Consider the following 13099-nt stretch of genomic DNA (forward strand, 5'->3'; position numbering starts at 1 on the left):
AGTAAAATTACAACCCAAATCCATAAGCTACGCGTAAGGCAAATATGCCCAGATGATCTTGTTTGTAGGTAAGATAGTCATAATGAAGTCCAAAATCCCAGTGTTTAGTAGCATAACCTAAGTTAGGCGACAGATCTAAACGACGAGGACCCCAATCCGGACCTTCCAGTTTCTCAAAGGCAACACCAATTTCACCACCTACATATATATTGGGTAGAAAAAACTCTTTAACACCAGCTTTGATAGGCAGCTCACCATAGCTTTGATATCTTCTGTCTTGTCCGGGTATTTTTTTCGGAAAAAAGTGATAACCACCGGCAGTAAATGTGATGGCAAGGTCATTAGTGACACCATACTGCAGGCGCGCGGTTCCGCCTAAACTGAAATTTGTACCCAGTTTGGCAACTCCTGTCGGAAGTCCCGATTCTACGCCTAAGCTTAAAACAAAAGCCTTGGCTGGGGTAGTTTGTGCTTTTACGTCAGTTGCAAAAAACAAAATAGCTGCCATGAAAGCTACACCTATTAGTTTTGATAGTTTTTTCATTTGTAATAATTTTTAGTAAACAATATTTATATACATTACTATCTCATTTACAAATAGGTTGCCTCGCTCTCAATTTATTTTTTAAAATCGAGCAGAAAAAACTACATGGTAACGGAAATTTTTAACACAGGCAACCTATTACTTAAAGCCATCGTATTTTTTGTAACGACCATCATTTAACCGGGGTTATATATCAAACCAAAAAAATATTAAAATGAAAAAAACTATCTATCCGGCGCTGATCATATTATTTATCAGTTTTTCGGCCTTTATTGTAGCAACTACCTGGAAAGTAAAAGATCCCTATGAAATAAAATTTTCCAACGGAAAAATCCACGGGGAGTTTCAAGGTTTAAAAGCAAACATTCAGTTTGATAAGGCACATCCTGAAGATTCAAAGATCTCGGCTACTATTGATGCTACTACATTAAGCACCGGTTTTTTTATTAAAACCAACCACTCTAAGGATGCTATCGATGTTGATCATTACCCCACCATCACCTTTACATCAACTACGGTAAGCAAAACCAGCGCAGGTTACGATGCTAATGGCAAGCTCACCTTAAAGGGTGTTACCAAGCCTATTGCCATTCATTTCACCTTTGATGACAAAGGAAATGAAGGCATTTTCAAAGGCGATTTTAAAGTAATTACCAAGGATTTCGGCATCACCAAAAATGGCTCGCCTGATTATCTGGACATTTCTTTAAATATCCCGGTAACCAAATAAATTATTGATAAATTTTGAGTTATGAGGGGGAAATAGTGTGTTTTATTTAATAACTCAAAAAGAAAGCCCGAAGCTTAAAAACTTCGGGCTTCTGACTTCATATTTGCATCCTTTATTTAGAAGCTCTTCAATACTTTCACAACATGCTCTATTTGCTCCGGATGAACATCCAGGTGGGTTACAAAACGGATGCGGTGCCTGTCGGTATCGCTCGCTTTGATACCATGTATGGCTAATTTGGCCAATATCGCCGTTGCAGGTTCAACCGTATCAAAAAGCACGATATTGGTTTCAACAGGTATTACATTACTTACCCAGGACAGTTTGCTCAGCTCTTCGCCTAAAATAGCAGCATGGGCATGGTCAATTTTAAGCCGCTCTACATGATGATCAAGCGCATAGATACCCGCAGCTGCTAAAAAGCCTGCTTGGCGCCATCCGCCACCCAAAACCTTGCGGATACGACGGGCGTATTTAATCGTTTCGGCATCAGCCAGTAAAACCGAGCCAACGGGCGCACCCAGTCCTTTTGATAAACAAACGGATATCCCATTAAAATATTTACCATAGTCAACAGTCTTGTCGCCAGTATGGGTTAAAGCGTTAAATATACGCGCGCCATCCAGGTGAAGTTTTAATCCTTTAGCGCGGCACAGTTCGGCAATAGGGGCAATATCGGCCAGTGTATAACAACTGCCACCGCCCTTATTTACTGTATTTTCCAACACCACCAAACTGGTATGCGGGTAATGAATATTTTCGGCATTGATCTCGGGCTCTATCATTTCGGCGGTGATAATGCCCCGGTAGCCGGTTAATAAACGGGTGGATACTCCCGAGTTAAAGGCAATCCCCCCACCCTCGTACCGGTAAACATGCGCGGTTTGGTCGGCTATTAGCTCATCTAAGGGCTGTGTAAAGCATTTAATAGCTATTTGGTTGGTCATCGTACCTGATGGGCAAAACAAACCCGCCTCCATCCCAAAAATGGCTGCGGCTTTTTGTTCCAGTTCTTTAATGGTTTCATCCTCGCCAAAAACATCATCTCCTACTTTGGCGCTCCACATGGCTTCGAGCATGCCTGGTGTCGGTTTGGTAACCGTATCGCTGCGTAAATCAACAGTTAATTGCATGGTAATTTTTAATTCCTATTTTAGAAGCTCAAATCTAAATGATATGCATTCAATTTTACAATCATCCATGTATTTTATGCTTGTAACAAATATGTATCTGTCATATTAAAATGTTTTAAATTTACGTTCTCTGTTTTTAAACTCACTATGCGTACTACCATATTTCTTTCATTAATCATATTGAGCTTTACATCGGCCCAGGCTCAAAAATGGCAGTCCGGCACTTTTACCGATGTAAAAGGTAACCGTGAAACCGGTTTTATCAGGCTCAACCCTCCAGGCAAAGGGCCTATAAAAGATGAAGGCTTTATTGAATTTAAAGAAACTGAAAAAAACAACCCATACAAATTAAGCGCCAGCGACCTGCGGTCGTTCATTGTAGCTAAAGACAGCTTTGTAGTAGCCCATGCCCCGCAAAACGGCGCCTGGGGCAAAGAAGAGACCGATTTTGTAAAAGTAGTATTGGATGAACCCACCAAACTTTATGTAGCCGAGGGTGGCAAAGGCAGCGGCGGCGGAAGCGGCTTTGGCATTTCGCCGGGTGTTGGTTTGGGTTATGGCACCGGTGGATATGGCGGTGGTGTAGGTGGCGGCATAGGTATATCCCTTGGTGGCGGCCGTGGTCGTAAAGGCGGCAAAACGGTTTATTATTACGGCGCCAACACCGCCGAAATGAAACAGCTTACTGACGAGAATTTTGAAGACATTATGACCGATATTATGGGCGATGAACCCGATGTGGTCGAGAAAATACATGCACACCAGTTTGGGCTAAAGAATATTGATAAGCTGGTAGCTTATTATAACGCGCAGGTGGCGGCTCATAAAAAGCAGTAAATCAAGAGAAGTCATGCCGAATTCATTTCGGCATCCCATATCCAAGGTTGCATATATGTATGATTTAACCTGCTAATGAGATGCTGAAACGAGTTCAGCATGATACCCTTATCTAATCGATCTTTATTCCTTTATAATACTCCGCATTTTTATAATCTTTCCGGAGCGGAAAGCCTTCCCAATCGTCGGGTAATAGTATCCGGCGCAGATCCGGATGACCTTCAAAAAATATGCCCAGCAGGTCATAGGCCTCGCGCTCATGCCAGTCGGCAGTGCGGTAAACGCTGGTTATGCTTTTAAATTCAGGCAGTTCGGTACTTTCCCGATTATGAGGCTTGCTTATTTTTAACGTAAGTTGAGTTTTATAGGGTATGGATGCCAGGTGATAAACCACACCATACCGATTATCCTCATCATTGTAATGCACCCCGCTTAGGCTCGACAAAAAATCGAAATAAGTTTGGGCATTATTACGCAACTCCAGGCATACCGCTGTAATATCATCAGGATTAATCAACAGGGCGGGTTGCAGCCCGCCTGTTTCTTCGCCTGTGATTACAGTTTCGCCAAATTTTTGAATAAGCAATTGTTTGATATCGTTAAACATCATGGTGCTAAACGTACTTTTTTCCAGCTTTTTTTATCAACCTTTTTATACAGGATACGGTCATGCAAACGGCTCGAACGGCCCTGCCAAAACTCAACCAATTGCGGGTTCAGGATATAACCTCCCCAAAATGATGGTTTGGGTACTTCCTTGCCTTCGTATTCAGCTTCCAGTTCGTTCCATTTTTTTTCTAATTCGTCACGACCTTCTATCTCCTGGCTTTGCGGTGAAACTACGGCCCCAATCTGGCTGCCTTTTGGCCTTGTGTGGAAATATCTTTCAGAGTCTTCCTTACTCAATTTTTCTATCGTACCCTCAATACGTACCTGGCGTTCCAGCTCGCCCCAGAAAAAAGTAATTGCACCCTGCGGGTTCTTGGTGATCTCTTTACCCTTACGACTTAAGTAATTGGTATAGAATATGAAACCATGCTGATTAAAGCCTTTTAACAACACGATACGCGCCGATGGTTTTCCGTTTGTGGTGGCTGTAGCCAGCGTCATGGCATTGGGCTCATGCAATTTTGCGGCTAAAGCTTCGTTAAACCATTGTTCGAACTGATTTATCGGGTCGCCCTTGGTATCATTTTCGGACAATGTAGCGGCAGAGTAATCCTGCCTTAAATTTTGTATTTCCTGCTGATTCATTGAATGCAAACTTACAAATTAGTATCAAGTAGTTAGTATCAAGTATCAGGACAGCTGCATTTTGTTTTATAAGGCGCTCAAAATCTTGATACTTGATACTAAGTACTTGATACTAGAACATATTTTTGTTATGCTTGTTGTATTATTTAAAAACTGAACCTTATGCTAAGTCCAATTCCGGCTGCCGCGGGGCGTCTGCTCATTTCGGAACCCTTTATGATGGATCCGAATTTTAAAAGATCGGTTATCTTACTGACAGAATACTCTGCCGATGGCGCTATGGGGTTTATTTTAAACCATCATAGTGAATATATGCTGGGCGACGTATTACCCGACGTTTCTTACTCCGAAATGCCGGTTTATGACGGCGGACCGGTAGCTAAAAACACCCTGCATTTTATGCATTGCTGCCCTGAAAAGATAGAAGGCGGCATTGAAATAGCCGAAGGCGTATTTTGGGGCGGCGATTTTGAACAGGCCAAAGAACTGATATCGAATTATCAACTAACCGAAAACGAGATCAAATTTTTTGCCGGATACTCCGGATGGACGCCGCAACAACTTGACGAAGAAATACTACAGGATAGCTGGATAGTGGCAGAAAAATTTAAATCCGAAACGCTATTTTCCAATGATGAGCAAAACCTCTGGAAAGAAGTGGTTATAGGCCTGGGCCAACGCTATGCCCACATTGCTAATTTCCCGGAGAACCCGGCTTTGAATTAGTTTACAGTTGCCTGTGAGCAGTTTGCAGTACACTAAGTCATATTGAGTTTGCAGTTACCTGTGGGCAGTTTGCAGTAGCTAAGCCATATTAAGATACTATAAAGAGCGATGATTACTCTCATCGCTCTTTATATTTGCCAACCGCACACTGGTAACCGCAAACTGCCTGTTACCCTTCCATTTCTTTTGCAGAGTCTTCTACTTTCTTCTTGAGATCTTCTTTAAAGTCGATGAGGTTTTTAACCAGGTATTCGTCGGCAGTCGATAGTATTTGCGCGGCCAGGATGCCAGCATTTTTTGCTGCATTAAGCGCTACAGTAGCCACAGGGATACCATTGGGCATTTGTAATATGGACAATATAGAATCCCAGCCATCAATAGAATTGCTTGATTTTACCGGTACTCCTATCACTGGTAGATACGTTAATGAGGCTACCATACCCGGCAAATGCGCGGCACCACCAGCACCGGCAATGATCACCTTAATACCACGATCGGCAGCTGCGCGAGCATAGCTGAACATCCTGTCGGGCGTGCGATGTGCCGAGACTACGGTGATCTCATAGTCCACACCTAATTCTTTTAAAACATCGGCGGCATCCTGCATCACATTCAGATCGGATTTGCTGCCCATAATGATGGCTACTTTTGGCTGGCTCATTTTATTGTTTATATTTCTTTATTTAAACCGTCATTGCGAGGAACGAAGCAATCTCTAAACTATGTAGAACAGCTCTGTAAATCGGGGATTGCTTCGTGCCTCGCAATGACGAGTGGATTATTTATATTTCTTCAAAGGATGTCATGCTGAGCTTGTCGAAGCATGGTGGGTAGGCCTCTACGCGCGCGCCTTCGACAGGCTCAGGGTGACAGGTCCCCCCTAACTAATCACCTTCAGCGTCTGCTGCACAAATCTTGCTTTTTCAATAGCTTTTTTCCGGTCAGAATCAACAATGGTTACATGCCCCATTTTCCGGAATGGTTTTGTTAAAGCTTTTCCATATAAATGAACATATACACCCGGAATTTTCAATATTTTTTCGATACCCTGGTATATAGCCGGACCTTCATAACCCACCTCCCCTAAAATATTCACCATAATGGCATTGTTAAGGCAGGCAGTATCCCCCAGGGGTTGATTAAATATAGCCCTTAAATGCTGTTCAAATTGCGAAACTACATTACCCTCAATAGTTTGGTGCCCACTATTATGGGGACGTGGCGCCAATTCATTAACCAGTATTTTGCCGTGTTTGTCTAAAAACATTTCAACCGCCAGTATGCCTACTATTTTAAGGCTTTCGGCTATTTTTTTGGCAATTTGCTCGGCCCGTTCCAGTATCTCAAACGGCAAGGTTGATGGTGATATCAAAAACTCAACCAGGTTAGCCTGGGGGTTAAACTCCATCTCCACCAAGGGAAATGTACTTACCTCGCCATTCTCATTCCGGGCTACAATTACGGCTATCTCCTTTTCAAAATCGATCCATTTTTCAATCAGGCTGGGCTCTTTGAATGCGCGGGGTAAAAAGCTTTCGTCGGCTACTTTATAAACGCCTTTGCCGTCGTAACCATCCTTGCGCAGCTTTTGGATATATGGGAATGGTATAAAGCTTTGTTGTAATTGCTGCGGCGATGATATGATCTGAAAATCGGCGGTAGGAATGCCGTTTTCCTTAAAAAATTGCTTTTGCAGGCCCTTATCCTGTATCAGCCGGATAATGCGCGACTGCGGATAAACCATCACCCCTTCTTTTTCTAATTGTTCAAGAGCGTCAACATTCACCTTTTCTATCTCGATGGTGATCATGTCTACATTTTTACCAAAATTGTAAACAGTCTCATAGTCGCTCAGGGAGCCTATGGTAAACTCATCGCAAAGTTTACGGCAGGGCGCTTCCCGGTCGGGATCAAGAATTTTTATGGTAACATTATAATTTATGGCCTGTTGTATCAGCATGCGACCTAGCTGGCCGCCGCCCAGGATACCTAATTTTAAATCTCCGTAGAATGCTTTCATGTTGAAGATGCAAGTTTACCTGAAATCTTTCAAAAAGCCATAAAATGCGACAACATCTATAGTCAACTATCGCTTTTTAACCAGCAAATAATAAAAAATGGCGTGTACAACCAGGAATATACCACCTGTCATCAGGTAAACCACTCTAACAGGAGGACTTATTTTCATGCTCAGGGCAGTAATGATAAACACCACCGATCCGCCAAAATACAGCAGAAAACGCACAACGCGATTATTCCAATATTGCGGGTTAACCAGGAACATAGCAGGCAGGGTCATCACAAAAATAATGATATTTAAAAAGGTGACATTCTCCATGATCTTTGGTAATGTCTTGGTATAATCGTCGCTCTTTTGCGTTATATTGTAATAAACGCAGACGGCTGCTATAGACAGGATAACTGCGAATAAGAAGACCCTGAAAAGTTGTTTAGGAATTGTTTTCATCTTGATATCAAATATAATAAATAAGCCCGACTGTGAACCGGTATCATTGCCGCAAAGAAACGTATATGAGCTTGAAAAGCCTTAATCCTATTGTCACAAATTGGATTGCACCATGGCGCATCTCCCTTTAATACCCTAAAAACAGCTACCTTTGCACCGTTTTTTACATAAATACAATTTTCAATGAAAACCAAAATAGCAGTAGCCAACGGTGATGGAATAGGTCCCGAGATAATGCAGGCCGTACTTAAAGTTTTTGAGGCCAACGATGTACAGCTTGAGTATGAATTTGTGGAGATGGGCAAGTCGTATTTCGACGCGGGGCACTCCACCGGTATGACGGCTGAAGCAAAGGAAACCATTGAAACCCTGGGCATATTGTTTAAAGGCCCTATGGAAACCCCTAAAGGCAAAGGCGTAAAAAGCATCAACGTAACTGCCCGTAAAGTTTGGAACACCTACGCCAATCAGCGCGATTTCAGGACTTTGAACGGCGTGGATACCGTTTTTTCCAAGGCTGGTATCCCTATTAACCTCACCATTATCCGCGAAAACATCGAGGATACTTATGGCGGCATTGAGCACCTGCTTACTTACGACGTTGCTGTAGGTCGCAGGATCATTACCCGTCCGGGTTCGGCACAGGTTATCCGTTATGCTTTTGAAATGGCTAAACGCAAAGGCTTAAAAAAATTAGCCTGCGGTCATAAAGCCAATATCATGAAATTGACTGATGGCCTTTTCCTGGAAACTTTCCAGGAAATAGCTAAAGAATATCCCGAGATTGAAGCATCAGATATTATTGTTGACGACCTGTGTATGAAACTGGTAACCCGTCCGGAAACGTTCGAAGCCATTGTTTTAACCAACTTGCAGGGCGATATTGTATCAGACCTTTGCGCCGGTCTGGTTGGCGGATTGGGTTTTGCTCCATCGGCCAACATTGGCGATAACATATCCATATTTGAGGCAGTACACGGTACCGCTCCTGATATTGCAGGAAAAGGCATTGCTAACCCTACCGCTTTATTGCTTTCAGGTATTTCAATGTTGCGTTTCCTGGGCTTCTCCAAAAATGCGGCAGATATCGAAAACGCCTTATTATATACTTTAGAGCAAGGTGTACACACCGGCGATTTTGGCAACAAATCTGTACCATCATCAAACACCAATAGCTTTGTGGATGCCATTATTGACAACTTAGGTAAAGTGCCGGCCAACGGCGGTGTTTTTTCAAACCCCGATTTTGAAACCAGGGTGAGCCATCTGCAACCCATAAAAAACAAACTGACCGTTACTAAAAACATCCCGGAAGAAATGATTGGTGTTGACGTTTTTGTAGAAGCCAGGGTACAACCCAATGAGCTGGCCGAAATGGCAAAAAAAGTATTAACCGATAATTTTGAACTGGTGATGATCTCCAATCGTGGTACGCAGGTATGGCCAACAGGCTCTATTTATACCGAATTGGTTAACGAGTACCGTGTACGCTTTGAAAAGAAAGCCGGCAAAAATATCACCCAGAAAGAACTGCTGCACATTGCCGCTGATTTTTCTGAACTGGCTAAAGTTTGCTCTGTTGAGTTCCTGATGAATTTTGATGGTAAAATTGGCTATACATTGGCACAGGGCCAATAAGCATTTGCATACATCAATATAAAATGAGCCTGTGATTTATCACGGGCTTTTTTATGCTATAATGTGAGTTGAGATAGTTCTACCATTGAATATTTTATTAAAAGTGGGTTTACATGGTTTACACTTTTTATGGTTTACACTTATTTAATTAATTGATAATCAATTAATTACTTTTTATTTTGTCATAAAAAACGGTTTACAGTGTAAACCATATTTTTGGGATAAAAAAGCGTCACTTTTAATTCCCTCCCCGTGGGAGGGTAATAGCCCATGGTTAGACATTTGTTCAAAAAGGGTGTCATGCTGAACCCGTCGAAGCATGGTGGGCAGACCTCTGCGCTCTACCCTTCGACGGAGCTCAGGGTGACAGCCCCTCTTTTTGGATATTATTTATTCGTTATGCTTAACCATGGGCTATTTACCCACGGGCGGGGTTTCTACGCGCGATGATTAACCTATTCCATAAACCCCTTCCTCCCCTTCCCCTGGGAAGGAATCGCACAAGGCTTTGACTTTTTGATCGGCTGACATGCACCATCGAAGCATGGTGGGCAGGCCTCTGCGCTCTACCCTTCGACGGAGCTCAGGGTGACAGCCATCTTTGAATATTTTTATCCTTTCTGTTATATGATGGGCCCTAACTCATCCCATGGGCTTTGATAAATTCCTATAATTCGCACCCATTCGTGTAATTCGTACAATTTTTACTTCCCTCTTTTTTAGCCGTTTAGCTATCTATTTTAATTAATTAAAAACCATTTATTGTAATTATAAGTTATAAACCTACACGAATTAAAATGAACTATTAATTTAAACGAGAATTTATAAGAAAAACTGCTACTCATTTACATGCTAATTACTAACAAAATCAAAAGAAAGATGAACATGAAAAAGTCAGTTTTAATTGCCATTGCATCACTAACTATCGGATTTTTATCAACCAATGCAATTGCCCAAACACAACAACAAGACACTACTAAACGCGATACAAGCAATAAAGCCGCCCCTGCCTCAACCGCCGCTCCTTCAGCTGCCTCAGGCGATGTGGTTGGCGTACTTTCAAGCTCTACAAATTTTGCACCAATGGCGTTGGCCATCAAGAACGCTGATCTGGAAGCTACCCTAAAAGGCGCCGGACCATTTACTGTTTTTGCACCAAATGATGTAGCCTTTAGCAAGGTTCCCAAACCCGCTATGGACGACTTGATGAAAGATCATGCCAAACTGGCCAAGGTTTTAAAATATCACGTGATAGCTGGTAAATACACCAAAACTGATATTATTAAAGCGCTGAATGCCGGTAAAGGCAAGGCTGTTTTAAAAACCATCGACGGTGATGCTGTAACGCTATCAGTTAACGACAAGAGTAACCTCCAACTCACCGATGCCAAAGGAAATACCGCAGTTGTGGTATCATTTGATAGTATGGCCAGCAATGGTGTTATACATGGCCTTGATAGTGTGATAATCCCCAAATAGAACGATTTCGTTTGTTTAATTCTAAATCCAAAAGGGCCCAGGTATGCAAATACCGGGCTCTTTTTTATACAGGCTATTTTTTTGATAGGATCTTAAATTTCCCCTGTTTCAGATGGCGGTCGGCAATTAACGCTACAGGTAATCCCAGGCAAACGATCAAGACAGCTATACCGGTTATAATAACAGATAGTTTAACTACAGGAAACGCTTTTTGAGTGATGGGTATAACCCCCAGGTTCATGACTATCCAGGCGGTAAAGCCGTACAACACCGCTATCAGGTATGCATTTTTAAGTCCTTTTTTAAAGAAAGGGTATAACAGGTAAAACGCGCTGGTAAACAAAATAGCTATCAGATAGTGAAACACTACGCCAGCCACAACCATTTCGGCACCGCCTTTAAAAGCTGCTTTGCCAAACGCCGCACTGGCTATAAACTTAAAGATAATGGCCGGTTTTATTTTATAATTCCAGATCAGGGCGGCCAAACCGTCAAGCGTACCGGTTATTAAGCCGATACCGAGGATATTGAGCACGACATTGTTTATACGAGGTATAGTAGCTTTATCTTTTTGCATCAGGAAATTTGAATAGCTAATTTATGCTTTTTATAAGATTGTGGTATGGACATTATTAATTTATTTTTTGCTTTTAAGTAAATTTTTGTAACAGATGCTTATTTTTATGGCAATGAATAATGACACCTGCCTTATTGAGGTTCCGGCTTTGCTGACTAAAAAAACGAGTAAAATATTAACGTTTAAAACAGAAAGCCTGATCATCGAAAAACCCAAGGGTTTAAAGTCGCCTGATTTTATACCTGCCGAAACTATTACCGGTTTCCGGTATGGTATTAGTTGGTTAAGAGGCTATGCTTTTACCATTGGCAGGCAGTATTTTATCGAAATTCAAACCGATCAGCAAAAGGTGATCAGCGTTAAACTCGGTAGTTATTACGGCCTCCGTAAAAATCTATATAACCAGCTCTGGTCTGAGATCATTCATCAACTGTGGCGCTATTACTTTGTAAATCAATACAATTACTATTACGATCTGTATAAGATCAACCAAACCTTTGAGCTTTGCGGTATCTACTTTCACCCTAACGGTATTGGCTGGGATGCGCTCAACATTTTGCAATGGGGCGAGGTAGGTATCAGCAGTTACTATAACTATTTCATGATCTACAACCGCAACAACAAGCGGCAATACAAAAGCCGGAGTTTTGCCAAAGACTGGAACGCCGTGGTGCTACAGGCTATTTTAAAAGAGATAGTCGACGAGAAGAAAGTACTGTTCTAATTATTAAATATTGCACCCCAAAAACTTTTTAAAGTTTAAATTTTAACCATTTCGACTCCGAAATCGATCAAAAACAGTCTAAAAACACCCGAAAATTCACCCCAAACCATCGATTTTAACACTTTTCAACAAATATTAATACGTTTTTTTGCTTTAAAAAGCATTAAATATCTGGTTATCAATATACTACATATAAAGCAGCCTATTTTGCTCTCGTTTTCCGCTTAATAAAACAGCCCGGATGACTACTAAAAGGCATCCGGGCTGTTGATATAAATGTACGAAAATTTATAGAGAAGACCTAACGTCATGCCGAACTTGTTTCGGCATCCCATAAGCAAAGTGTGTGACATGATGGTTAGCCTATCCAGAGGGATCCTGAAACAAGTTCAGGATGACCTGGCATTCACGCCCAGGCTTTAAAATTCAGCAAAGATGTCCTTCAATTCCCTCCCCACGGGAGGGCTGTGGTTGGTTTGCACGGTATCAGGGAGGGGTTTCTATGGTTAGCATATCTGTTAAACCCCTTCCTTCCCTTCCCCAAGGAAGGAATCGCACTGCCTCCGCTTTTTGATAAAGGAACCTAACCCAAGAGCAAGTCGATTGCCTATTCTTTTAGTTCTTAACCTTTGTAGAAAAACACATCGCCCAAATCTTACAAAAATAAAGCCTGCCTTTTTACCTTTAATACCGGGTAAGTAAGCTTCTACATACCTGTATTTTTAACCATCAATATAAAACAAAAACCATGAAAAATTTAAAATTGAAAGCATTAGCGCTTGGTACTACCGAATTGCTTACAAGGGCCCAATTGAAAAGTGTAACTGGTGGTGCCAGCGGTCCTACCTGCAGTATTAACCAGGGTAGCTGCAACACCAGCATTACCTGCGCCGGCGGCGAGATATGCAGATGCTCTGAAAACCCATGCTGGTGCGGTTGCAGAGGTTAAGCTAAACTGCCCGGATTATTTTTCTTTCGTCCTTAGGGGCC

General features: G+C 42.0%; 15 protein-coding genes. 7 read left to right on the forward strand and 8 right to left on the reverse strand.

The features are described from left to right. Window positions 1-7: 7 nt before the first annotated feature. On the reverse strand, window positions 8-544 hold the full coding sequence (locus BLR84_RS13970; protein WP_090468878.1) for a hypothetical protein: 537 nt from the start codon (window positions 542-544) through the stop codon (window positions 8-10). Window positions 545-758: 214 nt separating this feature from the next. Between BLR84_RS13970 and BLR84_RS13975 the strand changes: the two genes are divergently transcribed. Next, complete coding sequence (locus BLR84_RS13975) at window positions 759-1274, forward strand: YceI family protein (protein WP_090468879.1); 516 nt, start codon at window positions 759-761, stop codon at window positions 1272-1274. 116 nt (window positions 1275-1390) lie between these two features. On the opposite strand, the gene BLR84_RS13980 is transcribed toward BLR84_RS13975, so the two are convergent. After that, entirely contained in the window at window positions 1391-2407 is a 1017-nt protein-coding gene (locus BLR84_RS13980) for a threonine aldolase family protein (RefSeq protein WP_090468881.1), read from the reverse strand. Between the two features lie 147 nt (window positions 2408-2554). Between BLR84_RS13980 and BLR84_RS13985 the strand changes: the two genes are divergently transcribed. Beyond that, entirely contained in the window at window positions 2555-3244 is a 690-nt protein-coding gene (locus BLR84_RS13985; protein ID WP_090468883.1) for a hypothetical protein, read from the forward strand. A 112-nt stretch (window positions 3245-3356) separates the two neighbouring features. On the opposite strand, the gene BLR84_RS13990 is transcribed toward BLR84_RS13985, so the two are convergent. Further along, window positions 3357-3854, reverse strand: coding sequence for an NADH-quinone oxidoreductase subunit C (locus BLR84_RS13990; RefSeq protein ID WP_090468885.1), 498 nt, complete (start codon window positions 3852-3854; stop codon window positions 3357-3359). Beyond that, the gene (gene pdxH, locus BLR84_RS13995; RefSeq protein ID WP_090468887.1) at window positions 3851-4498 is read right to left on the reverse strand and encodes a pyridoxamine 5'-phosphate oxidase; all 648 of its coding nucleotides are present in this window, start codon (window positions 4496-4498) and stop codon (window positions 3851-3853) included. The genes BLR84_RS13990 and pdxH overlap by 4 nt, the downstream gene beginning before the upstream one ends. Before the next feature lie 162 nt (window positions 4499-4660). On the opposite strand from pdxH, the gene BLR84_RS14000 reads away from it, so the two are divergent. After that, complete coding sequence (locus BLR84_RS14000; protein ID WP_090468888.1) at window positions 4661-5224, forward strand: YqgE/AlgH family protein; 564 nt, start codon at window positions 4661-4663, stop codon at window positions 5222-5224. 169 nt (window positions 5225-5393) lie between these two features. Here the strand turns inward: BLR84_RS14000 and purE are convergent, their stop codons facing one another. The 3 genes from purE to BLR84_RS14015 all read right to left on the reverse strand — a co-directional run bounded on the left by purE (window position 5394) and on the right by BLR84_RS14015 (window position 7691). Beyond that, window positions 5394-5885, reverse strand: a complete 492-nt coding sequence (purE, locus tag BLR84_RS14005) for a 5-(carboxyamino)imidazole ribonucleotide mutase (protein ID WP_090468890.1) — start codon at window positions 5883-5885, stop codon at window positions 5394-5396. A gap of 219 nt (window positions 5886-6104) precedes the next feature. Beyond that, window positions 6105-7244 (reverse strand): 5-(carboxyamino)imidazole ribonucleotide synthase, encoded by a 1140-nt coding sequence (locus tag BLR84_RS14010; RefSeq protein WP_090468892.1) that lies wholly within the window; start codon window positions 7242-7244, stop codon window positions 6105-6107. A 66-nt stretch (window positions 7245-7310) separates the two neighbouring features. Continuing rightward, window positions 7311-7691 carry a hypothetical protein gene (locus BLR84_RS14015; RefSeq protein ID WP_090468893.1) on the reverse strand — a complete coding sequence of 127 codons (381 nt, stop codon included), beginning with the start codon at window positions 7689-7691 and terminating at the stop codon, window positions 7311-7313. A gap of 183 nt (window positions 7692-7874) precedes the next feature. Here BLR84_RS14015 and BLR84_RS14020 point away from each other — a divergent pair, with 183 nt between their 5' ends. Both BLR84_RS14020 and BLR84_RS14025 read left to right on the forward strand, forming a co-directional pair. After that, the gene (locus BLR84_RS14020; protein WP_090468896.1) at window positions 7875-9329 is read left to right on the forward strand and encodes an NADP-dependent isocitrate dehydrogenase; all 1455 of its coding nucleotides are present in this window, start codon (window positions 7875-7877) and stop codon (window positions 9327-9329) included. An 885-nt stretch (window positions 9330-10214) separates the two neighbouring features. Beyond that, a complete protein-coding gene (locus tag BLR84_RS14025) occupies window positions 10215-10808 on the forward strand; it encodes a fasciclin domain-containing protein (RefSeq protein WP_176852062.1) in 594 nt (197 codons plus the stop codon). 73 nt (window positions 10809-10881) lie between these two features. Here the strand turns inward: BLR84_RS14025 and BLR84_RS14030 are convergent, their stop codons facing one another. Further along, entirely contained in the window at window positions 10882-11385 is a 504-nt protein-coding gene (locus BLR84_RS14030; protein ID WP_090468899.1) for a hypothetical protein, read from the reverse strand. Between the two features lie 106 nt (window positions 11386-11491). On the opposite strand from BLR84_RS14030, the gene BLR84_RS14035 reads away from it, so the two are divergent. Together BLR84_RS14035 and BLR84_RS14040 are read left to right on the forward strand one after the other, a co-directional pair. Next, window positions 11492-12109: a hypothetical protein gene (locus tag BLR84_RS14035; RefSeq protein ID WP_176852063.1), complete on the forward strand. Its 618-nt coding sequence runs from the start codon at window positions 11492-11494 to the stop codon at window positions 12107-12109. 748 nt (window positions 12110-12857) lie between these two features. Then, window positions 12858-13058, forward strand: a complete 201-nt coding sequence (locus BLR84_RS14040; RefSeq protein ID WP_090468902.1) for a hypothetical protein — start codon at window positions 12858-12860, stop codon at window positions 13056-13058. Window positions 13059-13099: the final 41 nt, after the last annotated feature.

The sequence above is a fragment of the Mucilaginibacter sp. OK268 genome (genome assembly GCF_900103125.1).
Classification (GTDB): domain Bacteria; phylum Bacteroidota; class Bacteroidia; order Sphingobacteriales; family Sphingobacteriaceae; genus Mucilaginibacter.